The following is a 24,393-nucleotide window of genomic DNA, read 5'->3' as shown; positions in this document are numbered from 1 at the left end:
ACAGCAAGGACAGCGATGCCCCCCAACACCACCGCCTCATCGGGTCCGAAGCCCGGCAAGTCCGGCAGGAAAAAGGGGCGCAAAGCCCGTCTGATCGTCCTCGTCCTGGTACTGGCCATCATCGGGGGCGTCGCCTACGGGGCGTACTGGTCCATCAGCACCGTCCGTGCCTCCTTCCCGCAGACCAAGGGTTCGATCACGCTCGAGGGCCTGTCCGGACCGGTCGACGTGAAGCGCGACGGCTACGGCATCCCGCAGATCTACGCCTCCTCCGACGAGGACCTGTTCATGGCGCAGGGCTACGTCCAGGCGCAGGACCGGTTCTACGAGATGGATGTGCGCCGCCACATGACCTCCGGGCGCCTGTCGGAGATGTTCGGCACGGGCCAGGTCAAGAACGATGAGTTCCTGCGCACGCTCGGCTGGGACCGGGTCGCGAAGAAGGAGTACGACACCAAGCTGTCGGCCTCCACCAAGAAGTACCTCCAGGCGTACGCCAAGGGAGTCAACGCCTACCTGCAGGGCAAGGACGGCGAGGAGATCTCCCTCGAGTACGCGGTGCTGGGCTTCGCCAACGACTACAAGCCCGAGCAGTGGACCCCGGTCGACTCGGTGTCCTGGCTGAAGGCGATGGCCTGGGACCTGCGCGGCAACATGCAGGACGAGGTCGACCGCGCCCTGCTCACCAGCCGCCTCGGCCCCAAGCAGATCGAGGACCTGTACCCGGGCTACCCGTACGGCCGCAACAAGGCGATCGTCCAGGAGGGCCAGTACGACGAGCTGACGAAGACGTTCGAGCAGGGCAGCAGCACCTCGGGCACGGGTACGGGCACAGGCACGGGAACGGGCACAGGCACGTCCACCACGGGCACGAGCGGCACCACGGGCACCGCGTCCGCCTCGGGCACCACAGCCCTCACGAGCCAGCTCTCGGGCCTCTACGGCGTCCTGGAGGACCTTCCCGCCGCCGTCGGCGTGAATGGCAACGGCATCGGCTCGAACTCCTGGGTCGTCGCGGGCTCGCACACCATCACCGGCAAGCCGCTGCTGGCCAACGACCCGCACCTGTCGGCCTCACTGCCGTCCGTCTGGTACCAGATGGGCCTGCACTGCCGCACCCTCTCCAGCAAGTGCCAGTACGACGTCTCCGGCTACACCTTCGCGGGCATGCCCGGCGTGGTCATCGGGCACAACCAGGACATCTCCTGGGGCATGACCAACTCCGGGGTCGACGTCACCGACCTCTACCTGGAGAAGCTCAGCAGCAACGGCTACCTGTACGACGACAAGGTGAAGCCCTTCACCACGCGCGAGGAGACCATCAAGGTCGCCGGCGGCGAGTCCAAGACGATCGTCGTCCGTGAGACCAACAACGGCCCCCTGCTGTCCGACCGCGACGACGAGCTGGTCAAGGTCGGCAAGAAGGCCACCGTCGACACCGCCGCCCCCGACCGCGGCGACGGCTACGGCATCTCCCTGCGCTGGACCGCCCTGGACCCGGGCACCTCCGTGGACGCCGTGTTCGCGATGGACAAGGCGACCAACTGGAACGACTTCCGTGCGGCCGCGACCCTCTTCGACGTGCCGTCGCAGAATCTGGTCTACGCCGACACCCAGAACCACATCGGCTACACCCTCCCCGGAAAGATCCCCACGCGCGCGCAGGGCGTGGACGGCTCGATCCCGCAGCCCGGCTGGGACTCCAAGTACCGCTGGACCGGCTACATCCCGCAGGACCAGCTCCCCTACGAGTACGACCCCGCGCGCGGGTACATCGTCACCGCCAACCAGGCCGTGGTCGACAAGGACAAGTACCCCTACACGCTCACCACCGACTGGGGCTACGGCGCCCGCAGTCAGCGCATCACCGACCTGATCAAGTCGAAGATCGACGACGGCGGCAAGATCTCCACCGACGACATGCGCCAGATGCAGCTGGACAACAGCAGTGAGATCGCCAAGCTGCTCGTGCCCAAGCTGCTGAAGATCGACATCGAGGACAAGGACGTCCGCGAGGCGCAGAAGCTGCTGGAGGGCTGGGACTACACCCAGGACGCCGACTCGGCGGCCGCCGCTTACTTCAACTCGGTCTGGCGCAACATCCTCAAGCTCGCCTTCGGCAACAAGCTGCCCAAGGAACTGCGGGTCAAGGGCCAGTGCCTGTGGGTCGACCCCGTCAACACCACCGGCCCCGCCGACGAGGCGGAGAAGGTCCGCGAGTGCGGCCAGCGTGACGCCGACCAGGCGCAGCCGGACGGCGGCGACCGCTGGTTCGAGGTCGTGCGCAACCTCATGGAGGACGAGAAGAGCGACTGGTGGAAGACGCCCGCCGGGGTGGGAGACCGCCCCAAGGCGGAGAACCGCGACCAGCTGTTCAAGCGCGCCATGATCGACGCCCGCTGGGAGCTCACCGCCAAGCTCGGCAAGGACATCGACACCTGGAGCTGGGGCCGGCTGCACCGCCTGTTCCTGAAGAACCAGACGCTCGGCACCGAGGGCCCCGGCTTCGTCCGGTACATGCTCAACCGCGGCCCCTGGAAGCTCGGCGGCGGCGAGGCCACGGTCAATGCGACCGGCTGGAACGCCGCCGGCGGCTACGGCGTCGTCTGGGTGCCGTCGATGCGGATGGTGGTCAACCTCGGCGACCTCGACAAGTCGAAGTGGATCAACCTCACCGGAGCCTCCGGGCACGCCTACAGCGCCCACTACACCGACCAGACGGGCAAGTGGGTCAAGGGTGAACTGCTGGACTGGTCCTTCTCGAAGGACGCGGTCGACCAGAGCACGAGCGACACACTGGTGCTGAAACCGTGAGCCACTGACGGCGAATCGTCGAAGGGGCCCTCCACACACGCGTGGAGGGCCCCTTCGTATGCGCTCACATGCCGCGGCTCACGCGTCGTCCCGGAAGCGACGCACGCCCGACGGCGTCACCACCGCGTGCACCGCCTGGTCGTGCGCCTCCTCGGGGACGCGCTCGACGATCTCGGAGTCGTAGAGCAGCACGACCAGAGCGGGGTGTGCGCCCGCGCGCTCCAGGCGCGCGAGCACCCGGTCGTACGACCCTCCGCCGCGCCCCAGCCGCATACCGCGCGCGTCGACAGCCAGGCCGGGCAGCAGCACGACGTCGGCGCCGGTCACGGCTTCCGGGCCCAGACGCTCCCCGGAGGGCTCGAAGAGGGCCATCTTTCCGCCGTGTTGGACGCGCGCGAGGGAGCCCGCCCCGGTGTACGCGCCCCAGTCCAGATCGTTGTCGGGCAGGAGCGCCGGGAGCAGGACGTGCACGCCCCGCGCGCGCAGCGCGTCCAGGAGCGTGAGCGTGCCGGGTTCGCTCCCCACCGAGACGTACGCCGCCACCGTGCGTGCCCGCGCCAGCTCGGGCAGTTCGAGCGCCCGCCCGGCCAGCGCGGTCGCGGATTCGCGCACGTCATCGGCCGTCAACCTGTTCCTCACCGCGAGGAACTCTCGCCGCAACATTCGCTTGTCAGGCTCTCCAGGACGTCCGTTGTGACTCAAAGGTCGCTCCCGTACCCTTCCAATACGCTCATATCAGAGCTAATTAACCGGAGCCTCAGATTCCCTGCAAAGGCACCGGATAAGGTTGCGTGCATGACTCAGTCTCACCCTCGGATCAGCAAGGCTGTCATCCCCGCAGCAGGCCTCGGCACCCGGTTCCTGCCGGCCACCAAGGCCACTCCCAAGGAGATGCTGCCGGTCGTCGACAAGCCGGCGATCCAGTACGTGGTCGAGGAGGCCGCCTCCGCGGGTCTCGATGACGTCCTCATGATCACGGGCCGCAACAAGCGGCCGCTCGAGGACCACTTCGACCGCAACTACGAGCTGGAATCGGCGCTTCAGAAGAAGGGCGACGCCGGCCGGCTCGCGAAGGTGCAGGAGTCCAGCGACCTCGCCACCATGCACTACGTCCGCCAGGGTGACCCCAAGGGCCTCGGTCACGCCGTCCTGTGCGCGGCGCCGCACGTGGGCCACGAGCCCTTCGCCGTCCTCCTCGGCGACGACCTGATCGACCCGCGCGACCCGCTGCTCAAGCGGATGGTCGAGGTCCAGGAGCGGCATGGCGGCAGCGTCATCGCGCTCATGGAGGTCGAACCCGAGCAGATCCACCTCTACGGATGCGCGGCTGTCGACGCCACCGAGGACGCCGACGTGGTCAAGGTGCACGACCTCGTCGAGAAGCCGTCCGCGGCCGACGCCCCGTCCAACTACGCGATCATCGGCCGCTACGTCCTCGACCCGCACATCTTCGACATACTGCGCAAGACCGAGCCCGGCCGCGGCGGCGAGATCCAGCTCACCGACGCCCTCCAGCAGCTCGCGGCGGACGAGAAGGTCGGCGGCCCGGTGCACGGCGTCGTCTTCAAGGGCCGCCGCTATGACACCGGTGACCGTGGTGACTATCTGCGTGCCATTGTCAGACTCGCGTGCGAACGTGAAGACCTGGGCCCGGACTTCCGGACCTGGCTTCGCAGTTACGTAGCCGAGGAGATGTAGCAACGTTGAGCAGCGCCGCGCCCCACACCACCGGCCAGGACCACCTCTGGTCGGTGGACGAGCACCTGGAGGACATCCTCGCGACCGTCCGCCCCCTGGAACCCATCGAGCTGCAACTCCTCGACGCCCAGGGCTGTGTCCTGGTCGAGGACGTCACGGTGCCGGTCTCCCTGCCGCCGTTCGACAACAGCTCCATGGACGGGTACGCGGTGCGGGTCGCGGATGTCGCGGGCGCGAGCGAGGAGTTCCCCGCCGTCCTGGACGTCGTCGGGGACGTCGCGGCGGGCCAGGCCGAACTGCTCCACGTGGGCCCCGGCCAGGCCGCCCGCATCATGACCGGTGCCCCGCTGCCGCCCGGCGCCGAGACCGTCGTCCCCGTCGAGTGGACCGACGCAGGCCTCGGCGAGGGGCCCGCGACCGGGATGCGCGCCCGCGCCCTGGCTCCCGAGGGCGCCGAGGGGCACGTGCACGTGCACCGGCCCGCCGAGGCACGCGCGCACGTACGCGCGAAGGGCAGCGACGTGAAGGCCGGTGACCGCGCCCTCGAGGCCGGCACCGTCCTCGGCCCGCCGCAGATCGCACTGCTCGCCGCGATCGGCCGCGGCACGGTACGCGTCCGCCCGCGCCCGCGCGTGGTCGTCATGTCCACCGGCAGCGAACTCGTCCAGCCCGACGAACAACTGGGCAACGGCCAGATCTACGACTCCAACAGCTTCGCCCTCACCGCCGCCGCCCGCGACGCCGGGGCCATCGCCTACCGCGTCGGCGCCGTCGCGGACGACGCCGAGACCCTCCGCAACACCATCGAGGACCAGCTCGTCCGCGCCGACCTCATGGTCACCACGGGCGGCGTCAGCGTGGGGGCGTACGACGTCGTCAAGGAGGCGCTGTCGTCCGTCGGTGACGAGGACGAGGCCGGCAGTGGCATCGACTTCCGCAAGCTCGCCATGCAACCCGGCAAGCCCCAGGGCTTCGGCTCCATCGGCCCCGACCACACCCCGCTCCTCGCGCTGCCGGGCAACCCCGTCTCGTCGTATGTCTCCTTCGAACTGTTCGTCCGTCCCGCGATCCGCGCTCTCATGGGCCTGGAGGACGTGCACCGGCCGCGCGTGACCGCGAAGCTGACCGCCGGCAAGGCGCTGACCTCGCCGAAGGGACGCAGGCAGTTCCTGCGCGGGACCTACTCCGACGGCACGGTGACCCCGGTCGGTGGCGCCGGGTCGCACCTGGTGGCGGCCCTCGCGCACGCGGACGCGCTGATCGTCGTCCCGGAGGACGTGGAGTCCGTCGAGCCCGGCACCGAGGTCGAGGTGGTCCTGCTCGGCTGAGTGCTCCTGGTTGGCGGTACCGTGTCGCGCACAACAGGCCCGCGCGCCGTACCGCGAAGGGCCGGGACCGGGAGCGCCGCACAGCATGAGTACGCAGGACCGACTGACTCACATCGACGAGGCGGGCGCCGCCCGCATGGTCGACGTATCCGACAAGGACGTGACCGCGCGCACCGCCCGCGCCAGCGGCCGGGTCCTCGTCTCGCCCCGCGTGATCGAGCTGCTGCGCGGCGAGGGCGTCCCCAAGGGCGACGCCCTCGCCACAGCGCGGATCGCGGGCATCATGGGCGCCAAGCGCACCCCGGACCTGATCCCGCTGTGCCACCCGTTGTCGGTGTCGGGTGTGAAACTGGATCTGTCGGTCGTGGACGACGCGGTGGAGATCCTCGCCACGGTCAGGACGACGGACCGCACGGGCGTCGAGATGGAGGCCCTCACCGCGGTCTCCGTCGCCGCGCTCACCGTGATCGACATGGTCAAGGCGGTCGACAAGGGAGCGGTCATCACGGACGTTCGGGTGGAGGAGAAGACGGGCGGCAAGTCGGGCGACTGGAGCCGGGCATGACATATCGCGCTCTTGTGGTCACCGCCTCCAACCGGGCCGCCGCCGGGGTCTACGAGGACAAGGGCGGCCCGTTGATCGCCGCGGGCCTGAAGGGCTTCGGCTTCGACGTCGAGGGGCCGCAGATCGTGCCCGACGGGGACCCTGTCCGGGCGGCCCTGCGCGCCGCCGTCGACGCCGGGTACGACGTCGTCGTCACCACCGGCGGCACCGGCATCTCGCCCACCGACCGCACCCCCGAGGCGACCCGCGAGGTGATCGACCACGAAGTGCCCGGCATCGCCGAGGCCATCCGGGCGTTCGGACGGGAGAAGGTGCCGACCGCCGTGCTCTCGCGGGGCCTGGCCGGAGTGGCGGGACGGACCCTGATCGTCAACCTGCCGGGCTCCACCGGCGGAGTGAAGGACGGGCTCGCTGTCCTGGAGCCCCTGTTGGTCCACGCCGTCGACCAGATCCGCGGCGGCGACCACCCCAGACCCGGGGCCGGCACTGGGGGTGCGAGCTGAACAGCCCATCCTGGCCCGTCGTACTGGCGGACGGCGACGTCGTCCTCCGGCCCATAAAGGTGCGCGACCAGCGGGCCTGGCGCGAGGTCAACCGGCGCAACCGCGACTGGCTGCGCCCCTGGGAGGCGACCATCCCGCCGCCCACGCCCAGCGGGCCGATCGCGCACCGGCCGACCTACCGGCAGATGGTGCGCCATCTGCGGGCCGAGGCGAACGCGGGCCGGATGCTGCCGTTCGTCATCGAGTACCAGGGACGGCTCGTCGGACAGTTGACCGTCGCCGGGATCACCTGGGGCTCGATGTGCTCGGGACACGTCGGCTACTGGGTGGACGAGTCGGTGGCCGGCCGTGGGGTGATGCCGACGGCCGTGGCGCTCGTCGTGGACCACTGTTTCCGGAGCGTCGGACTGCACCGCGTCGAGGTCTGCATTCGCCCGGAGAACGGGCCCAGTCGCCGGGTCGTGGAGAAACTCGGATTCCGTGAGGAGGGGCTGCGGCCCCGTTATCTCCACATCGACGGGGCCTGGCGCGACCATCTCGTCTTCGCGCTCACCGCGGAAGAGGTGCCGGATGGGTTGCTCGGGCGATGGCGACGGGCACGTTCACAGAAGGCGCCGCACACCACGCCCCGGAACCCGCAGAACACGCCGGGGAATCCCACGTAGCCAGGAAAACGGCCGAGGGAAGTGACCCCGGGAATTGAATAAATGTTCGAAAGTGATCGGGCGGCGATCGTCTCAGGGCATTAAATTCACGGCTCCGGCAGCCTGCTGATCGCATCGGTCACAAAAAAAGCTCGAAATATCAGCCAGATCGTGCGACACACCGGCCCAATTGGCGGATGGCCTCACGCGAATCCCTCTACCGTGTGAGGCGTGAGCAGCAGCGGCCTCATCTACGCAGTCATTGTCGGGGCCTGGGCCGCCTACTTGGTGCCGATGTGGCTCCGTAGGCAGGACGAGCTGAACGAGGCCCGTCCGACGGAACGCTTCAGCACCGCCATCCGGCTGCTGTCCGGACGGGCGGGGATGGAGCGCCGGTACGCCAAGGACCTGCGGGCGCGCTCCACCGAGGAGGGGGAGCCCAGCGCCGTCGACCCGGATGCCGTCACCGACTCGGTGGACGTCCGGGCCTTCGCCACGCCTCCGACGCGCCCGCAAGTGCGCGCGGACGTGCACGCGGAGGCGTCGGCGCGCAGGGAAGCGGCGCGTGAGTCGGCACGCGAGAGAGCGGCCGACCCGGCAGCGCACGCCCCGGCATCCGTCTCCGCACCGGCGCCCGCATCCGCTCCGGCACGCAGGCAGGTGCCCGCAGCCCGGCGTTCGCCCGCTGCGGAAGCCGCCGCGGCGCGCGCCCGGCGCACGAAGGCACTCGCGCGCCGTAGGCGCACCACCGTGGTGCTCTTCATCGCTTTCACGCTCGGAGCGGTCGTCGCCGCCGTCGGAGGGCTCGCGTTCCTGTGGGCGCCCGGCGTGCCCGCCGTCCTGCTGAGCGGGTACATCGCCTACCTGCGTTCCCAGGAGCGCCGCCGCTTCACCTACCAGATGGACCGGCAGCGGGCCGAGGCGGCGGCGCGGCAGCTGAAGGAGCGTGCGCGTCAGCCGCGCCGGCGCCCGACGGCCGAAGCGATCGACGCGGACGAACCGGACGAAGGACCAGAGCCGGGGCAGGACCCCGGGCTGTCGGCGCTCGCCGCCGACCGGCGCGCCCTCGTCGAGCAGACCGACCACGCTGAGTGGGTCGACCAGCAGCGCGAGCGCCAGCGCAGGCCGGGGCACGGGGACAGCTGGGAGCCGGTGCCGGTGCCGTTGCCGACGTATGTGACGGCGCCGGTCGCTCCGCGGGCCACCTCGGAGGTGGACCTGGGCGCGCCGGACGCGTGGAGTTCGGCGCGGTCCAGCTCGGTCGCCGGGGAGCGGGAGGCGCGTGGCGCCGGTGCCGAGTCCGGTGCCGGGCAGGACGGTGCGGCGCAGGACGCCGAGGCGGGGGAGTCGTCCCACGCCGAGGACAAGACGGAGGACGACGAGCGCTGCGACGCCCGCCGGGCCGCGTCCGCGCGACGGGCGCGTGAGCGGGGACGTACGCCCCTCTTCGATCAGTACGAGGACGGGGAGCGGCCGCGCGCGGCCAACGAGTAGGCGCGGCGGCCCTGAGCGCCGCGCCCCGCCGTCGCGTCCCCCCGTCCCACCTGTGGCTGTACCGCAGCCGGGGCCGGGAACGGATTTCCAAGCACCCCGATCGGGGTGCTAAGGTTTCACTCGTTGCAAGGGCCTGTGGCGCAGTCTGGTAGCGCACCTCGTTCGCATCGAGGGGGTCTGGGGTTCAAATCCCCACAGGTCCACGCAGCATAGGGGCCCGTTCCTGATATCAGGAACGGGCCCCTTGCCATGCGTACGGCAGTGACGTACAGCGACCGCGTGGGCTGATCCCGCGTCAGAAGAATCGGCCGCGGCTATGGAGAGGTTTTCCGGCGCAGGGCATGAGCCGCCGAAAGCACCGCCGATACGACGGCGAGGAGCGCGCACGCGCCTGTGGCCGCGCCGAGTTCGGGCCAGGGGAGGCGGAGCGGGGAGCGTGCCGACAGCAGGTCCAGGGCGCCCCACATGCCGCCGAGGTTGAGAGCCGTCACCAGCAGGCCGAGGAGTGCGCCCACGGCCACCACCACCAGGGCCTCCGTGGCCACGAGGCGCAGCACCTGGCCGGTCGTGGCGCCCGCCAGCCGCAGGGACGCGAACTCGCGCTTGCGGTCGGACGTCGCCATGAGCAGGGTGTTGGCGAGGGAGATACCCGCGTACAGCAGCGCGATGCCCAGGACGAGGAGCAAGCCGAGGCGGGTCTTCTCGTCGGTGTCCGTGAAGGTGGCCGTGGGGTAAGTGGTCCGCAGCCACTCGTCGCGGGTGAGGACGGAGACGTCCGTGGCTCCCAGAACCCTGCGTAGCCCTGCCGCCGTTCCTCCCGTCACCTCGACCCGGTCGACAGCGGCCCCGCGCGCGTTGGCCGGCGTGACGTACACCCCGTTGTCGCCCGTGCCGACCGGCATCACCGCGGCGATGCGGAGCGACCTGCGGGTGCCGTCGCCGAGCCAGACGGTGACCCGGCGGCCGACTTCGTGCCGCGCCCACTCCTCGTTGACGATGACCGAGTCGTCGTCGAGGTCGGTGACGCGGCCCGCCGTCAGGGGCAGGCGCGTGGTCGCCGCTAGGGCCCTCGGATCGGCCGCGCGCGCCTCGGACTTGATGAGGGCGACCCCCTCCTCGAGGACGTACACGGAGCTCGACGCGGTCGCCGAGACCTCGGCGTCCGGGATCGCGTGCAGGTGGCGGAGCGTGTCCGGGGCGAAGCCGGTCGGCGACGTCAGCACGAAGTCGCAGACCGTCCGCTCCCGCGCCTGCGTCGCCCTCGCCTCGTTCAGCGTCGCCGTGGCGCCGAGCAGCGAGCCCGTCAGGGCCACCATGATCAGGACGGGGGCGGCGACGGCGGCCGTACGGCGGACAGCGGCGCCCGCGTTCGAGCGGACCAGCATGCCGCACGGGGCGAGGACCCTGGTGAGGGGGCGGACCAGAGCCGGGGCCAACAGGGCCGTCGCCGTGATCAGGAGCATCGGGCGGCTGACGTACGTCTTGCGGTGCAGCAGGTCGCCAGGGTCCGTCACCAGCGCGATTGTGAGGGTGACCGCGGCGGTGATCAGCAGGGCCGCCCCGCACAGCAGGCGGCCGAGCGGCAGGGCGCGTTCGTCCACCGCTGCCTCGCGCAGCGCCTGCGTCGGCGCGGTCCGGCCCGCCCGCCAGGACGCGGCCACCGCCCCGCACAGAGCCACCGACAGACCGGTCCAGAAGGCGAGATGGTACGGCCACACGTGGTCGCCGATCGCGAACCAGGCCGGTGCGACACCGCCGTCCACCACGCGCTCCGCCAGCCACGGGGCGGTGTACGCCCCCAGCGCGCAGCCCGCCGCGGACGCCGGTCCGCCGACGAGCAGCGCCTCAGTCAGCACCGTGCGCCGGATCTGTCCCGGCGTCGCGCCGGCCGTGCGCAGCAGGCCGAACTCCCGGCGACGCTGGGCCACCGCGAAGGCGAAGGTCGACGCGACGACGAACACCGACACGAACCCGGTCACCCCGCCCGCCGTGCCGAACAGGGCGTTCAGCGTCGTCAGCGCCTCGGCGTCCCGCTCGGGATCGGCGTCCGCGAGCCGGCGCTCGTCACCGGCCAGCACCCGCGCGCGGCCGTCCACCGCGCGCCGTACCGACGCGGCGTCCGCCTCCACCACGAGCTGTGTGCTGACCGGAGACAACGCGGCCGCCCGCGCATCCGTGTAGAACAGCGCGTTCTCGAAGCCGAGCGCGCCCACCGTGCCGACCACGCGCACCACCCCGCGCCCCGTGCGCAGGCGCTGTCCCACCGTCGTCCGGTCGTCCGTGGCCACGACCTCGTCCGCCGCGCGGGGTGCGCGGCCCGCGGTCAGTTCGTACGGTGCGAAGGCCGCGGTCGACCATGGATGCCCCACCAGGTCGCCGTGTACGACGAACGTGCGGTCCTGCGTGACCCTGCCCAGCTCCCGCAGCGCCGCCACCGTGCCCGCGGGCACGGGCCGCGGCTGGGCCAGCCTCTGGGTGCGGTCGCCGATGGAGGTCGGTACGTGCAGGGTGTCCTGGCCCTTCACCACGACCGGGGCCGCGGCGAAGCGTTCCGGTGCGCGCTCGGGGGCGTCGAGAGAGGAGGCGAGGGCAAGGCCCATCACGGCGATCACGGCGACGCCGAGGGCCAGGGCGACGAAGCTGCCGATGAAGGCGGTCCAACGGGAGCGCAGGGTCCGCAGGGCGAGCATCAGCACGGGACGACCTCCGAGGCACCGGTTCCCGAAGGCTTGGTCCCCGGAGCCTTGGTCACCGAGGCACCGGCCTCCGCCGCACCGACCTCCGAGCCCCCCGCCGACGCCCCCGTCTCCAGCGACGTCACACGCGCCGCGATCTCCCCCGCCGACGCCCCCACCACCTCCCCGTGCACGTGCCCGTCGACCAGGAAGACCACGCGGTCGGCGTACGACGCGGCCACCGGATCATGCGTGACCATCACGATCGTGCGGTCCTCGGTGTCGACCAGTGAGCGCAGCAAGGACAGCACCTCACGCCCGGCGGCGGAGTCCAGCGCACCCGTCGGCTCGTCCGCGAACAGCACGTCGGGGCGGGGGATCAACGCGCGGGCCAGGGCGACGCGCTGCTGCTGGCCGCCGGACAGCCGGTCGGGCCGGTGCCGGGCCCGTTCACCGAGCCCCACCCGCCGCAACGCCTCACGCGCGCGTGCCTTCGCTACCCGCCGACCGGCCAGCCGCAGCGGCAGGAGGACGTTCTGTTCGGCGGTCAGGGAGGGCAGGAGGTTGTACGACTGGAAGACGAAGCCGATGCGTTCGCGGCGCAGCAGGGTCAGCCGCCGTTCGCTCAGCCCGGTCAGTTCCGTGCCACCGATCCGCACCGAGCCCGACGTCGGCCGGTCCAGTCCGGCCGCGCACTGCAGCAGCGTCGACTTGCCGGAGCCGGACGGCCCCATGACGGCGGTGAACGTGCCCGGTCCGAAGCCGAGCGAGACACCGTCGAGCGCGGTCACGCCGCCGTCGCCCTCGCCGTACCGCCTGATGACGGAGGTCAGTCGGATCGCGTGGTCTGTCATCTGCCCTCATTAAGTCCGCAGAAGGCCGACGGCCCTCATTAAGTCGAAGAGAGCTCTACGAAACCGCGCCGCCGCCCCGCGAATCAGTGCGGCAGGACCGAGACTTGGGGTAGGGCCAGGCATACCCCCGGATGTCTGTCAGGACGGATTACGTCCGCCCGCACCCGTCTTCTACCGTGATCTCCATGACGGTGTGGCGGGCGCTGAGCAGGCGTGGATATCTGAGGTCGGCGTGGCCGTGGCGTTCGGTCGCGTTCCTGGCGAGCGGGGCGGTGTTCGGGTCGGTCGTGCTGGTGGTGATCGTCGCGGGGGCCGTCGTGGGCGGCGCCACGGCCGTCGTGCTCGTCGGACTGCCGCTGCTCGTACTCACCGCGCTGTGCGGGATCCCCGTGGCCGCCGCCGAGCGGTGGCGGCTGCGGCTGGCGGGGGTGGGGCCGGTGCCGCTCGCCCAGCACCGGGTGCCCGACGCGCCCGGACTCACCAGGTGGCTCACCGTGCGGCTCAAAGAGGCTGCCACCTGGCGGGAGTTGGCGTACGCCGTGCTGCTCGGTCTCGTGCTGTGGCCGCTGGACGCGCTCGTGGTGGCCTTCGCCGCCGGGGTGCCGCTGTTCCTGCTGGCCACGCCGCTGCTGGTCGCCGCCGACGGCGAGGCGAAGGTCGTCAAGCTGTGGACGGTCGACACCTGGCCGACCGCCTTCGGGGTCGCGGCGGCCGGGGTGCCGCTGCTGCTCGTGGGTGCGTACGCCCTCGGGCTGGCCGCCGGGGCGCGCGGCGAGGTCGCGAAGGCCCTGCTCGGCGCCTCCGGGGACAGCGACCGGGTCACCGAACTCGTCCGCTCCCGTGTCCGGTTGGTGGACGCCTTCGAGGCGGAACGCCGCCGTATCGAACGCGACCTGCACGACGGCGCCCAGCAGCGCCTCGTCGCGCTCACCATGACGCTCGGTCTCGCCCGCCTGGACGCCCCGCCCGGCCCCCTCGCCGACCAACTCGCCACGGCGCACGGGGAGGCCGAGAAGGTCCTCGCGGAACTGCGCGAACTCATCCACGGCATCCACCCCAAGGTCCTCGCCGACTACGGACTGGAAGCCGCCGTCGCGGATGCGGCGGACCGGAGCCCGGTCCCGGTGGACGTGGAGCTGGACATCGCCGGGCGTCTGCCCCAACCGGTCGAGACCGCCGCGTACTTCGTCGTCTGCGAGGCCCTCGCCAATGTGGCCAAGCACAGCGGGGCGAGCCGGGCGACCGTCAGTGGCGGACATGCGGACGGACGGCTGAGGCTGGACATTCGAGACGACGGACGCGGCGGCGCCTCCAGCGCGAACGGCACCGGGCTCACCGGTCTCGCCGACCGGGTGTCAGTGCTCGATGGCAGACTTTCCCTGTCCAGCCCGCCGGGTGGACCGACCCTGCTGCGAGTGGAGATCCCTTGCCGGCCGACCGAGCCCTGCGCATAGTCCTCGCCGAGGACAGCGTGCTGCTGCGCGACGGACTCGTCGGGCTGCTCACGCGGTTCGGGTACGAGGTGGTCGCGGCCGTCGGCGACGCGGACGCGCTCCTCGCGGCGGCCGCCGAGCACGCGCCCGACGTGGTCGTGACGGACGTCCGGATGCCGCCCGGCTTCCAGGACGAAGGGCTGCACGCGGCCGTGAAGCTGCGTGAGGAGCGGCCCGGGCTGCCGGTCCTGGTGCTCAGCCAGTACGTGCAGCGGGCATACGCGGCCGAGCTCCTCGACTCCGGCGACGGGACCGGTGTCGGCTATCTGCTCAAGGACCGGGTGGGCCAGGTCGAGGAGTTCGTGGACGCGCTGCGGGAGGTGGCGGCCGGCGGCACGGTCGTGGACCCCGAAGTCGTACGACAACTGCTGCGTCGCCGCCGGGATCCGCTCGCCCGGCTCAGCCCGCGCGAGCGGGAGGTGCTGGGGCTGATAGCCGAGGGCAAGTCGAACGGCGCGATCGCCAAGGCGCTGGTGGTGTCGGACGCGGCCGTGGGCAAGCACATCGGCTCGATCCTCACCAAGCTGGACCTGCCGCCGGCCGACGACACCCACCGGCGGGTGCTGGCGGTGCTCGCGTACCTCAGAAGCTGACCGCCGCGGGACTTCTCAGAGGGCCTTCGCGAAGCAGCGGCTCGCCTCGTGGTGCCGGTAGTAGCCGAACTTCTCGCACGGCTCGTAGCCGCTGGAGGTGTACAGCGCGATGGCCTCCGGCTGCTTGTCGCCGGTCTCCAGGACCATGCGGACCCGGCCCGCCGCCCGGGCGTCATCCTCCAGTGCCGTCAATATGCGCCGGGCGAGCCCTCTGCCCCGCACCTGCTCCGTGACGTACATCCGCTTGACCTCGGCGTCGCCGTCGCGGTTCCCCTCCTCGTTGGCGTCCTGGACACGCCAGCCGCCCGTGGCGACGGGGGCGTCGCTCTCGTCGTACGCGATGAGGTAGGCGCCGTTCGGCGGTTCGAAGTGGGCCGGATCCATGTGCGTGGCGTCGCCGTCGTCGCCGTAGCGGACGGCGTACTCGGCCTGGACCTGGTCGTTGAGCTTCACGGCGTCGGGGTGGTCGAAGGAGACGCGACGGATATTCATGCTTCCTACCGTATATCAATGCATTCCAGAACGGGATCCAGTCCAGTCTGCCGGTATCGTGCCGGAGTGCTCACTGTGACCTCTGTGAATGTGAACGGACTGCGCGCCGCCGCGAAGAAGGGCTTCGTGGAGTGGCTCGCGGACACCTCCGCCGATGTGCTGTGCCTCCAGGAGGTACGCGCCGAGCCGCAGCAGCTGCCCGAGGAGGTCCGCACCCCCGACGGCTGGCACGTGGTGCACGCGCCCGCCGCCGCCAAGGGCCGCGCCGGCGTCTCCCTCTACACCCGCCGCGAGCCCGACCGCGTCCGGATCGGCTTCGGCTCGTCGGAGTTCGACACCAGCGGCCGCTACGTCGAGGCCGACCTCCCCGGCGTCACCGTCGCCTCCCTCTACCTCCCCTCCGGCGAGGTCGGCACCGAGCGGCAGGACGAGAAGATCCGCTTCATGGGCGAGTTCCTGACGTATCTCAAGGGCCTGCGCGAGCGCGCCGCCGCCGACGGCCGCGAGGTCGTCGTCTGCGGCGACTGGAACATCGCCCACCAGCCGGCCGACCTGAAGAACTGGCGCGCCAACCAGAAGAACTCCGGGTTCCTGCCGGAGGAGCGGGAGTGGCTGACGCAGGTCTTCGATGCGGCGGACGGCGGGTACGTCGATGTCGTGCGGGCGCTGCATCCCGATGTCGAGGGGCCGTACTCGTGGTGGTCGTATCGGGGGCGGGCCTTCGAGCGGGATACAGGTTGGCGGATCGATCTCGCCGTCGCGACCCTGGGGCTTGCCGGCAAGGCGGTCAAGGCGTTCGTGGAGCGGGCCGCGAGCTATGACGAGCGGTGGTCGGACCATGCTCCAGTGACGGTCGTCTTCGACAAATGACATGGGGTGTGGGGGTGTGCCGGCATCTGGCACACCCCACACGTGTTGCAGGGCGCATCAGGAATGCGACCGGACCGTGAACGTCAAGCGGGCGGTGTCCGGTCCGGCCAGCCGCTCGGGTCCGCCGCCCGACCGTCCCTTGGCGTGTTCACGGTCGCGTTCCTCGTTGTCGGCATGCCCCGCTTCGTGGTGGCGGCGTTCACCGGCACCTTCGCTCCGCTGGCCGTGATGATGGCCATCGAGGGGTTGGCCTGTGGTGTGCTCAATCCGATCATGGCCACGGTGATGTACGAGACGGTGCCCGCGGAACTGCTCAGCCGTGTGCTCAGCGCGAGGACCGCCTCCGTACTAGTGATCACGCCCTTGGGGGGACTTGCGGCGGGCTTCGTCACGGAGACGGACGGTCTGTCCACGGCGATGTCGGCGTTCGGCGGGCTGTATCTGCTGGCCACGCTCTGCCCGGTGGTCTTCCCGGTGTGGAGGCGGATGGACGCCTCCGACCGGCCATCCGACTGACCACAGGTCCGGGAGAAGTCAGCCCCGCTTCCGCAACCGCCGGTCCAACGCCAGTGAAAGCTCCGCCTCCACCACGCTTCTCGCGAGGGGCCGCAGGCGTTGCATGTCGTTCTCGGTGGCGTGGCGGAGGACCAGTTCGGCGAACATCTCGGCCAGGTCGTCGACGTGTGCGCGGACGCGTTTGCCCGCTGCCAGGACCTCGGCGAGGGGGATGCCCTCGGCGACCAGGGCGGAGGAGACGTCGAGGAGGCGGCGGCTGATGTGGACGATCTCGTCGCCGTCGGTGCCGAGGTAGCCCAGCTCCAGCGCGGCGGCGAGGTTGTCCGTGGTGACCTGGCCCTCGAAGCGGGCGGCGAGCTCCTCGGGGGTGAGGCGGACCGGTTCCTCTTCCGTGGGGGTGGCCACGCCCAGGAGGTCGGCGACGTCCCGGCCGTGGTCGAGGGCTTCCGCCAGTTCCGCGATGCCGGTGAGGGTGTGGCCGCGTTCCAGGAGGGCGGCGATGGTGCGCAGCCGGGCCAGGTGGTGGTCGTCGTACCAGGCGATACGGCCCTCGCGGCGGGGCGGCGGGATCAGTTTGCGTTCGCGGTAGAAGCGCAGGGTGCGCGGCGTGATGCCGGCCAGGCGGGCCAACTCCTCCATGCGGTACTCGCGCTTCTCGGTCACGCCCGCAGCCTATGTTGTACCTCCGGTAACTTTCCTGGCCCCGCCCCCTACCCATCGGTAAGGAGCTGTCCTACCCTCCCATTGCGCCAGTGTTCACTGGCAGAGTCCGAAAAGCGATGCGTGGAGGCTTCGGGATGACCGAGCACGAGCATGTGCGGGTGGCGGTGATCGGGTCCGGGTTCGGGGGGCTCGGGGCCGCCGTGCGGCTGCGGCGCGAAGGTGTCACCGACTTCGTCGTCCTGGAACGGGCCGGCAGTGTCGGGGGCACCTGGCGGGACAACAGTTACCCGGGGTGCGCCTGTGACGTACCGTCCCACCTCTACTCCTTCTCCTTCGCGCCCAATCCCGACTGGCCGCGCACCTTCTCCGGGCAGGAGCACATCCGGGCCTATCTGGAGCATGTCGCCGACGTCTTCCGGCTCCGGCCCCATCTCCGCTTCGACTCCGAGGTCAAGATGATGACCTGGGACGCGGACCGGCTTCGCTGGGACATCGAGACCAGCAGCGGGCGGCTCTCCGCCGACGTCGTCGTCTCCGCCACCGGGCCGCTGTCCGACCCGAAGACCCCCGACATCCCGGGGCTGGACTCCTTCCCCGGCAAGGTCTTCCACTCCGCCCGCTGGGACCACGACTACGACCTGCGCGGCAAGCGGGTCGCGATGGTCGGGACGGGTGCCTCCGCGATCCAGATCGTGCCCGCCATCCAGCCCCTCGCGGAGAAACTCACTCTCTTCCAGCGCACCCCGCCCTGGGTCATGCCCCGCGTCGACCGGCCCATCACCGGCTTCGAGCGCCGGCTGCACCAGCAGCTGCCCTTCACCACCCACGCCCGGCGCGGACTCCTGTGGGGCATCCGGGAGTTGCAGGTCCAGGCCTTCACCAAGCGGCCGGGCGAGCTCGGGCTGGTCGAGAAGCTGGCCAAGGGCAACATGGCCCGTGCCATCAAGGACCCCGCGCTGCGGGCCAAGCTGACCCCCGACTACCGCATCGGCTGCAAGCGGATCCTGCTGAGCAGTGAGTACTACCCGGCGCTCGCCCGGCCCAATGTCGACCTGGTGGCGAGCGGGCTCAGCGAGGTCCGCGGCTCCACCCTCGTCGCCGCCGACGGCAGCGAGGCCGAGGTCGACGCGATCATCTTCGGGACCGGCTTCCACGTGACCGACATGCCGATCGCCGACCGGGTCGTGGGGGCGGACGGGCGCACCCTCGCCGAGGCCTGGAAGGGCGGGATGGAGGCCCTGCGCGGCGCGTCCGCCGCCGGGTTCCCCAACTGGATGACGATCATCGGGCCCAACACCGGGCTCGGGAACTCCTCGATGATCCTGATGATCGAGTCCCAGCTGAACTACCTGGCCGACTTCGTACGCCAGCTCGACGTCCTCGGCGGCCGCGCCGCCCTCGACGCCCGGCCGAGCGCCGTGCACGCCTGGAACCTGCGGGTGCAGGAGCGCATGAAGCGCACGGTGTGGAACACCGGCGGCTGCACCAGCTGGTACCTCGACGCGGGCGGCCGCAACACCACCATCTGGCCGGGGACCACGACCGAGTTCCGGCGCGCGACGCGGCGCGTGGACCTCGCCGAGTACGAGGTGCTCCGCAGCAAGGCGCCCGAAGCGAGCGAAGCGACCGAGGAAGAGGTGAACGTGTGAGCCGGCTCCTGCACGTCTCCTCCGGGCCCTACGCCCCACCCGTGCCCGCCCGTGAGCTGACCGCCGTCTCCGCCGACGGCGCACGTCTGCACGTCGAGGTGCACGGGCCCGAGAACGCGCCGCCCGTCGTCCTCGCGCACGGCTGGACCTGCTCGACCGCCTTCTGGGCGGCGCAGATACGCGACCTCGCCGTCGACCACCGGGTCATCGCCTACGACCAGCGCGGCCACGGACGCAGCCCGGCGAGCCCGGCATGCAGCACCGATGCCCTCGCCGACGACTTCGAAGCCGTACTGAAGGCGACTCTCGCACCCGGCGAGAAGGCCGTGATCGCCGGTCACTCCATGGGTGGGATGACGGTGATGGCGGCGGCCGACAGGGCGGCCTTCCGGGCGCACGCCGCCGCCGTCCTGCTGTGCAGCACCGGTTCCTCGCGACTGGTCGCCGAGTCGACCGTCGTACCGATGCGGCCCGGACGACCGCGGACCTGGCTGACCAAGCACATCCTCGGCTCGCGGGCACCGCTCGGGCCGGTCACTCCGCTCGCGCGGCGGATCCTCAAGTACGGGACGATGGGCCCCGGTTCGGCCCCGCACATGGTCGAGGCCTGCGCGCGGATCGTGCACGCGTGCCCCCGCAAGGTGCGGTACTCCTGGTCGCACGTCCTCGATCTGCTCGACCTCGACCACGGGGTGCGGTCCCTGGACGTTCCCACGGCCGTCGTCGTCGGTACGGCGGACCGGTTGACGCCGCCCGTGCACGCGCGTTCGCTGGTGGCGGCGCTGCCCCGCTGCGTCGGGCTCACCGAGCTGCCCGGGCTCGGGCACATGACGCCCGTGGAGGCGCCCGAGCTGGTCACCGGGAAGATCCGGGACCTCGTGACGACGTACGCAACGATCAAGGAGGGTGCATGAGCAGGGTCAGCCTCGAAGGACAGGTCGCCGTCGTCACCGGAGCGGCACGCGGTGTCGGTGAGCTGCTCGCCCGCAAGCTGTCCGCGCGCGGGGCGAAGGTGGCGCTGGTCGGTCTGGAGCCGGACGCCCTCAAGCAGGTCTGCGAGCGGCTGCACACCGACAGCGGTCACTGGTACGCCGATGTCACCGACGACGAGGCGATGGCGCGGGTGGCGCGCGAGGTGAAGGAGCGGTTCGGGAAGGTCGACATCGTGGTGGCCAACGCCGGTGTGGCCAGCGGCGGTCCCTTCGTCGACTCCGATCCGGAGGCGTGGCGGCGGGTGATCGAGGTGAACCTGATCGGGTCCGCGGTGACCGCCCGCGCCTTCCTGCCCGTGCTGATGGAGAGCCGGGGGTATCTGCTGCAGATCGCCTCGCTGGCCGCCATCACTCCGGCGCCGATGATGACCGCGTACTGCGCGTCCAAGTCCGGCGTGGAGGCGTTCGCGCACAGTCTGCGGGCCGAGGTCGGGTACCGGGGCGTGCGGGTGGGCGTCGGGTATCTGTCGTGGACCGACACCGACATGGTGCGCGGGGCCGATCAGGACGACGTCATGCGGGAGTTGCGGCGGCGGCTGGTGTGGCCGGCCAACAAGACGTATCCGCTGGGCCCGGCGGTCGACCGGATCGTGGCCGGCATCGAGCGGCGGTCGAGCCATGTGTACGGGCAGGGGTGGCTGCGCGGGATGCAGGGGGTGCGCGGGTATCTGCCGGGGCTCATCGGGACGGTCGGGCAGCGGGAGATGCGGCGGTTCGGGGACCGGTTGGCGGGGGTCCGTTCGGGACTCGTCGGTGCAGGTGGGGCGGCTGATGAGGAGGCGCGCGCTACGCGGCGTAACTGATCGAAATGCGCGCTCTGTCCTGGCGTGTGAATCTGGTCGAGGCCCCAGCTCGGGGCTCATCCCCTCACCCACTTCGGGAGTGAACCCACATGGGTATGAAGGACCAGTTCCAGGACAAGTCGGAGCAGTGGCAGGAGCAGGCCAAGCAGAAGGCCCAGCAGGCCAAGGAGCAGGGCCAGCAGCGTGGCCAGGAGCGCGGCCCGGAGCGTGGCCAGGAGCGCGGCCAGGAGCGTGGCCCGGAGCGCGGCAAGCAGCGGGACGAGGAGATGGAGCGCCTCCAGCAGGAGGAGCGGGACCGTCTCGACCAGGACTACGACGTTTAGCCGCTGCGCTCGGCTTTGACCGACTGACGTGGGGTGCCCTGTGTGTTGGGGCGCCCCACGTCCGCGTTGCCGCCTAGGCCGATTCCCGCGGCGGCAGTTCGGGTCGTGAACGATCCGGTACGTTCGCGTAGTCCGGTGGGGTTGCCGGGGGTGTTGTCGTCAGCAGGTCGACTGCCAGCTGCACCGCGTCGTCGAGCTGTACGTGTCTGCCCTCCGCCCAGTCCAAGGGGGTCCGCAGGACCTCCAGGTCCGGGGTCACGCCCCGGTTTTCCACCGTCCAGCCGTACGCGTCGAACCACGCCGCGTTCATCGGCACCGTGATCACCGTGCCGTCGCCCAGGGAGTGGCGGCCGGTCATGCCGACGACGCCGCCCCAGGTGCGTTGGCCCACCACCGGGCCGAGCTTCAGCAGCTTGAAGGCCGCCGTGATCATGTCGCCGTCCGAGGAGGTCGCCTCGTCGGCCAGTGCCACCACCGGGCCTCTCGGGGCGTTCGACGCGTACGACACCGGCTGGGCGTTTCTCGTCAGGTCCCAGCCGAGGATCGTGCGGGTGAGTTTCTCCACGACCAGTTCGCTGATGTGGCCGCCCGCGTTGCCGCGTACGTCGACGATGAGGGCGGGGCGGGAGACCTCCATGCGCAGGTCGCGGTTGAACTGGGCCCAGCCCGAGCCGCCCATGTCGGGGATGTGGAGATAGCCGCAGCGGCCGCCGCTCAACTCCCGGACCACCTCGCGGCGTTTGGCCACCCAGTCCTGGTAGCGCAGAGGCCTTTCGTCGGTGAGGGGGACCACCGCCACCCGTCTCGCCCGGCCCTCGCCCTCGGCCGAGTCAGAGGGGCCCGAAGGGCCTTCCTTGGAAGGGTGGTGGTGGGCGACGGGTCGGGCGAACGTCAGCTCCACCGTCGTACCGCCCGCGCCCGCCAGCAGCGGATAGGGGCCCGTCACCGCGTCCACCGGGCGGCCGTCCACATGGGTCAGGACCGCGCCCTCGCGGATGCCGGTGCCGGCCAGCGGGGAGCGGGCCTTGGAGTCGGAGGAGTCGCCGGGGAGGATGCGTTTCACCGTCCAACCGGCTTCCCGGTGTACGAAGTTGGCGCCCAGCAGGCCTTGTCGGCGCTGGTAGTGGGGTGGGCCCTCGTTGCGGCGGGCCGCCGTCACGTAGGCGTGGGAGGTGCCCAGTTCGCCCAGGACCTCGCGGAGCAGATCCGCGAACTCGTCCGGGGTCGAGACCCGGTCGACCAGGGGGCGGTACTGCGCCAGCACCTCGTCCCAGTCGATGCCGCACATCTCCGGCTCCCAGAAGTACGCGCGGATCAGCCGGCCCGCCTCCTCGTAGGACTGGCGCCACTCCGCCCCCGGGTCGACCTCGTGCAGGATGCGGCGGGCGTCGATCCAGACGGTGGAGTCGCTGTCGCCGGACTCGGTGGCGGGGACCGCGCGCAGCTCGCCCTCGTCGACGACGACCAGGCGGGAGCCGTCGCCGCTCACCGCGAACCAGTCGAGGTGCTCGATCAGTTCGGACTTCTTCGCCTTGGTGATGTTGAAGTATTCGAGGGTGGGGCGGCCGGTCGTGTCGTCGGGGTTCGCGAAGGTCTCGCCGAGCGCCCCCGAGATCGGCCAGCGCAGCCAGACCAGTCCGCCGCCCGCCACCGGATACAGCGCCGAGTACTTCGAGGCGGTGACCGGGAAGGGGGTCACGCGGCTCTCCAGGCCCTCCACCTCGACCGTGACCGTGCTGCCGTCCTCCGGTTCGTCCTCCGCCGGGTCCAGGCCGCCGGCCGCCGGGCGGCCCTCGGGGGTCAGTGCGAACGGGGAGGGGGTCGCCGAGGACAGGGGGACCAGGTACGGGCGGCAGCCGAGCGGGAAGGACAGGTCACCGGTGTGGACGTCGTAGACCGGGTCGAAGCCTCGCCAGGAGAGGAACGCCAGATAGCGGCCGTCCCTCGTGAACACCGGGTTCTCGTCCTCGAAGCGGCCGTTGGTGACGTCGACGATCAGGGGGGCCGCCCCTGCCTTCGGGGAGATGCGGGCCATCTTGATCTGGCGCAGCGACCTGCCGATGCCCGGGTGCGACCACGTCAGCCATGCCCCGTCCGGGGAGAAGGCGAGGTCGCGGACCGGGCCGTTGGTCGAGTGGATCAGTTCCGTGACCTCGCCGCCCGAGTCCTCCGTGCCCGCCTCCTCTGCAGCATCGGTCACGGTGATGAGGAGGAGGCGGCCGTCGTGGGAGGCGATGGCCAGGCGCTCGCCCTGGGGGTCGGCGACCATCTCCAGGACCCGGCCCAGCTCGCCGGAGGCCAGCCGCCGGGGGGCGCGGTCGCCCGTCGCCCGGGGGAGGTAGGCGATCTCCACCGCGTCCTCGCCCTCCGCGTCCGTCACATAGGCGACCTGGCCGACCGAGCCGAGCATCTCCGGGAGCCGGACCCGTACGCCCGGAGTGTCGGTGATGGTGCGGGCGGGACCGTCGCGGTGGGTCAGCCAGTACAGGCTGCCGCGGACGACGACGGCGCTCGCGCGGCCGGTCTCGTCGACCGAGGCGCCGTCCACGTGCTGGGCGGCCGGCACCTGGTACGTACGCCGTCCCGTGCGTGGCCCGCTCAGTCGTACGTCGAGTTTCCGCGGCTCGCCGGCGAGATCGTCCACGATCCACAGGTCGCCCGCGCACTGGTACACCACCCGGGTGCCGTCGCTCGCCGCGTGCCGGGCGTAGAAGGCGTCGTGGTCGGTGTGGCGGCGCAGGTCGGAGCCGTCGTGGGCGCAGGAGTAGAGGTTGCCGACGCCCTCGTGGTCGGAGAGGAAGGCGATGCGGTCGCCGACGAACATGGGGGAGTGGAGGTGGCCCTCCAGGCCTTCGAGGAGGCGGTGGCCGTGCAGCCACAGCCTTCCGGTGGCCCCGCCCCGGTAGCGCTTCCAGGCGGCCGGTTCGTGCGGCGGGGTGCCGGTGAGCAGGAGGGTTCTGCGCTCCCCTTCGAGGTCGGCCACCTGGAGGTCGGAGACCGGGCCCCAGGGGAGCTTGCGGCCGGGGTCGCCGTCGGTGGGGACCTTGTAGGCCCAGGTGAAGTAGGAGAAGGGCTCGCCGTGGGAGGCGACGGCCAGGATCTGGGCACCCTTGTCCCCGTCGGGGGGTGTCCATCCACAGACCTGGGTGTCCGCCGAGCCCCAGTACGTCAGCCGTCTGCCCGGGCCGCCCTCCACGTCCACCAGATGGATCTCCGGGACCAGGCTCCGCCAACTCGTGTAGGCGAGGTGGCGGCCGTCGGGTGAGAAACGGGGGTGGCCCACCTTGGTGCGGTCGACGGTGAGACGCCAGGCGCGTCCCTTTCCGTCGAGAGGGGCCAGCCAGAGGTCGTCCTCGGCCACGAAGCACAGGAGGTCGCCGCTCAGATGCGGCAGGCGCAGATAGCTCACCTCCCCATGCTTTTC

At 71.2% G+C, this 24,393-nt stretch carries 21 protein-coding genes and 1 tRNA gene; 16 read left to right on the top strand and 6 right to left on the bottom strand.

Translation table 11 applies throughout. The annotated features are described in order from the left end of the window. Positions 1 to 15: 15 nt before the first annotated feature. Positions 16 to 2,814, top strand: a complete 2,799-nt coding sequence (locus TN53_RS27975) for a penicillin acylase family protein (protein ID WP_046261456.1) — start codon at positions 16 to 18, stop codon at positions 2,812 to 2,814. Between the two features lie 78 nt (positions 2,815 to 2,892). Here TN53_RS27975 and TN53_RS27970 read toward each other — a convergent pair whose 3' ends face one another. Then, the gene (locus tag TN53_RS27970) at positions 2,893 to 3,477 is read right to left on the bottom strand and encodes a 5-formyltetrahydrofolate cyclo-ligase (RefSeq protein WP_063776279.1); all 585 of its coding nucleotides are present in this window, start codon (positions 3,475 to 3,477) and stop codon (positions 2,893 to 2,895) included. 132 nt (positions 3,478 to 3,609) lie between these two features. Here TN53_RS27970 and galU point away from each other — a divergent pair, with 132 nt between their 5' ends. The 7 genes from galU (at position 3,610) to TN53_RS27935 (ending at position 9,249) form a co-directional block, all read left to right on the top strand. Then, a complete protein-coding gene (gene galU, locus TN53_RS27965; protein ID WP_046261454.1) occupies positions 3,610 to 4,512 on the top strand; it encodes a UTP--glucose-1-phosphate uridylyltransferase GalU in 903 nt (300 codons plus the stop codon). Between the two features lie 5 nt (positions 4,513 to 4,517). Further along, on the top strand, positions 4,518 to 5,840 hold the full coding sequence (gene glp / locus TN53_RS27960) for a gephyrin-like molybdotransferase Glp (RefSeq protein ID WP_046261453.1): 1,323 nt from the start codon (positions 4,518 to 4,520) through the stop codon (positions 5,838 to 5,840). Positions 5,841 to 5,925: 85 nt separating this feature from the next. Next, positions 5,926 to 6,405: a cyclic pyranopterin monophosphate synthase MoaC gene (gene moaC, locus TN53_RS27955; protein WP_046261452.1), complete on the top strand. Its 480-nt coding sequence runs from the start codon at positions 5,926 to 5,928 to the stop codon at positions 6,403 to 6,405. Beyond that, positions 6,402 to 6,908, top strand: a complete 507-nt coding sequence (locus tag TN53_RS27950) for a MogA/MoaB family molybdenum cofactor biosynthesis protein (protein WP_046261451.1) — start codon at positions 6,402 to 6,404, stop codon at positions 6,906 to 6,908. Before moaC ends, TN53_RS27950 begins: the two co-directional genes overlap by 4 nt. Continuing rightward, positions 6,905 to 7,573, top strand: a complete 669-nt coding sequence (locus TN53_RS27945) for a GNAT family N-acetyltransferase (protein ID WP_046261450.1) — start codon at positions 6,905 to 6,907, stop codon at positions 7,571 to 7,573. Before TN53_RS27950 ends, TN53_RS27945 begins: the two co-directional genes overlap by 4 nt. 210 nt (positions 7,574 to 7,783) lie before the next feature. Next, on the top strand, positions 7,784 to 9,046 hold the full coding sequence (glpR, locus tag TN53_RS27940) for a gephyrin-like molybdotransferase receptor GlpR (RefSeq protein WP_046261449.1): 1,263 nt from the start codon (positions 7,784 to 7,786) through the stop codon (positions 9,044 to 9,046). 129 nt (positions 9,047 to 9,175) lie between these two features. Beyond that, a tRNA-Ala gene (locus TN53_RS27935) sits at positions 9,176 to 9,249 on the top strand. Between the two features lie 111 nt (positions 9,250 to 9,360). Here TN53_RS27935 and TN53_RS27930 read toward each other — a convergent pair. Continuing rightward, the gene (locus TN53_RS27930) at positions 9,361 to 11,742 is read right to left on the bottom strand and encodes an FtsX-like permease family protein (protein ID WP_046261448.1); all 2,382 of its coding nucleotides are present in this window, start codon (positions 11,740 to 11,742) and stop codon (positions 9,361 to 9,363) included. Further along, the gene (locus TN53_RS27925) at positions 11,736 to 12,575 is read right to left on the bottom strand and encodes an ABC transporter ATP-binding protein (RefSeq protein ID WP_095046773.1); all 840 of its coding nucleotides are present in this window, start codon (positions 12,573 to 12,575) and stop codon (positions 11,736 to 11,738) included. Before TN53_RS27925 ends, TN53_RS27930 begins: the two co-directional genes overlap by 7 nt. Before the next feature lie 185 nt (positions 12,576 to 12,760). Between TN53_RS27925 and TN53_RS27920 the strand changes: the two genes are divergently transcribed. Together TN53_RS27920 and TN53_RS27915 are read left to right on the top strand one after the other, a co-directional pair. Beyond that, positions 12,761 to 14,029, top strand: coding sequence for a sensor histidine kinase (locus TN53_RS27920; RefSeq protein WP_095046776.1), 1,269 nt, complete (start codon positions 12,761 to 12,763; stop codon positions 14,027 to 14,029). Further along, a complete protein-coding gene (locus TN53_RS27915) occupies positions 14,002 to 14,661 on the top strand; it encodes a response regulator transcription factor (RefSeq protein ID WP_046261446.1) in 660 nt (219 codons plus the stop codon). Before TN53_RS27920 ends, TN53_RS27915 begins: the two co-directional genes overlap by 28 nt. A 15-nt stretch (positions 14,662 to 14,676) precedes the next feature. Here TN53_RS27915 and TN53_RS27910 read toward each other — a convergent pair whose 3' ends face one another. Continuing rightward, on the bottom strand, positions 14,677 to 15,153 hold the full coding sequence (locus tag TN53_RS27910; protein ID WP_046261445.1) for a GNAT family N-acetyltransferase: 477 nt from the start codon (positions 15,151 to 15,153) through the stop codon (positions 14,677 to 14,679). 66 nt (positions 15,154 to 15,219) lie between these two features. On the opposite strand from TN53_RS27910, the gene TN53_RS27905 reads away from it, so the two are divergent. Both TN53_RS27905 and TN53_RS27900 read left to right on the top strand, forming a co-directional pair. Next, positions 15,220 to 16,023: an exodeoxyribonuclease III gene (locus TN53_RS27905; RefSeq protein ID WP_046261444.1), complete on the top strand. Its 804-nt coding sequence runs from the start codon at positions 15,220 to 15,222 to the stop codon at positions 16,021 to 16,023. A 144-nt stretch (positions 16,024 to 16,167) separates the two neighbouring features. Continuing rightward, a complete protein-coding gene (locus TN53_RS27900; protein WP_046261443.1) occupies positions 16,168 to 16,539 on the top strand; it encodes an MFS transporter in 372 nt (123 codons plus the stop codon). Positions 16,540 to 16,557: 18 nt separating this feature from the next. On the opposite strand, the gene TN53_RS27895 is transcribed toward TN53_RS27900, so the two are convergent. After that, on the bottom strand, positions 16,558 to 17,202 hold the full coding sequence (locus tag TN53_RS27895; RefSeq protein ID WP_095046772.1) for a MerR family transcriptional regulator: 645 nt from the start codon (positions 17,200 to 17,202) through the stop codon (positions 16,558 to 16,560). Between the two features lie 134 nt (positions 17,203 to 17,336). On the opposite strand from TN53_RS27895, the gene TN53_RS27890 reads away from it, so the two are divergent. The 4 genes from TN53_RS27890 to TN53_RS27875 all read left to right on the top strand — a co-directional run bounded on the left by TN53_RS27890 (position 17,337) and on the right by TN53_RS27875 (position 20,969). Continuing rightward, positions 17,337 to 18,851 carry a flavin-containing monooxygenase gene (locus tag TN53_RS27890; RefSeq protein ID WP_046261442.1) on the top strand — a complete coding sequence of 505 codons (1,515 nt, stop codon included), beginning with the start codon at positions 17,337 to 17,339 and terminating at the stop codon, positions 18,849 to 18,851. Continuing rightward, positions 18,848 to 19,765, top strand: coding sequence for an alpha/beta fold hydrolase (locus TN53_RS27885; RefSeq protein ID WP_046261441.1), 918 nt, complete (start codon positions 18,848 to 18,850; stop codon positions 19,763 to 19,765). Before TN53_RS27890 ends, TN53_RS27885 begins: the two co-directional genes overlap by 4 nt. Continuing rightward, on the top strand, positions 19,762 to 20,646 hold the full coding sequence (locus TN53_RS27880; RefSeq protein ID WP_046261440.1) for an SDR family oxidoreductase: 885 nt from the start codon (positions 19,762 to 19,764) through the stop codon (positions 20,644 to 20,646). The genes TN53_RS27885 and TN53_RS27880 overlap by 4 nt, the downstream gene beginning before the upstream one ends. Before the next feature lie 89 nt (positions 20,647 to 20,735). Further along, on the top strand, positions 20,736 to 20,969 hold the full coding sequence (locus TN53_RS27875) for a hypothetical protein (protein ID WP_046261439.1): 234 nt from the start codon (positions 20,736 to 20,738) through the stop codon (positions 20,967 to 20,969). A gap of 73 nt (positions 20,970 to 21,042) precedes the next feature. On the opposite strand, the gene TN53_RS27870 is transcribed toward TN53_RS27875, so the two are convergent. Continuing rightward, positions 21,043 to 24,378 carry a S41 family peptidase gene (locus TN53_RS27870; RefSeq protein ID WP_046261438.1) on the bottom strand — a complete coding sequence of 1,112 codons (3,336 nt, stop codon included), beginning with the start codon at positions 24,376 to 24,378 and terminating at the stop codon, positions 21,043 to 21,045. Between the last annotated feature and the right edge of the window lie 15 nt (positions 24,379 to 24,393).

Source organism: Streptomyces sp. WM6386 (assembly GCF_000972385.1).
In the GTDB taxonomy this organism is placed as follows: Bacteria; Actinomycetota; Actinomycetes; order Streptomycetales; family Streptomycetaceae; genus Streptomyces.
This window is presented reverse-complemented; position numbering and strand designations above follow the sequence as displayed.

Bases quoted from the DNA above. Each gene is read 5' to 3' on its own strand.
- TN53_RS27975 (WP_046261456.1), top strand. From the start codon at position 16: ATGCCCCCCAACACCACCGCCTCATCGGGTCCGAAGCCCGGCAAGTCC.
- TN53_RS27970 (WP_063776279.1), bottom strand. From the start codon at position 3,477: ATGTTGCGGCGAGAGTTCCTCGCGGTGAGGAACAGGTTGACGGCCGAT.
- galU (WP_046261454.1), top strand. From the start codon at position 3,610: ATGACTCAGTCTCACCCTCGGATCAGCAAGGCTGTCATCCCCGCAGCA.
- moaC (WP_046261452.1), top strand. From the start codon at position 5,926: ATGAGTACGCAGGACCGACTGACTCACATCGACGAGGCGGGCGCCGCC.
- TN53_RS27950 (WP_046261451.1), top strand. From the start codon at position 6,402: ATGACATATCGCGCTCTTGTGGTCACCGCCTCCAACCGGGCCGCCGCC.
- TN53_RS27925 (WP_095046773.1), bottom strand. From the start codon at position 12,575: ATGACAGACCACGCGATCCGACTGACCTCCGTCATCAGGCGGTACGGC.
- TN53_RS27920 (WP_095046776.1), top strand. From the start codon at position 12,761: ATGACGGTGTGGCGGGCGCTGAGCAGGCGTGGATATCTGAGGTCGGCG.
- TN53_RS27910 (WP_046261445.1), bottom strand. From the start codon at position 15,153: ATGAATATCCGTCGCGTCTCCTTCGACCACCCCGACGCCGTGAAGCTC.
- TN53_RS27890 (WP_046261442.1), top strand. From the start codon at position 17,337: ATGACCGAGCACGAGCATGTGCGGGTGGCGGTGATCGGGTCCGGGTTC.
- TN53_RS27880 (WP_046261440.1), top strand. From the start codon at position 19,762: ATGAGCAGGGTCAGCCTCGAAGGACAGGTCGCCGTCGTCACCGGAGCG.
- TN53_RS27875 (WP_046261439.1), top strand. From the start codon at position 20,736: ATGGGTATGAAGGACCAGTTCCAGGACAAGTCGGAGCAGTGGCAGGAG.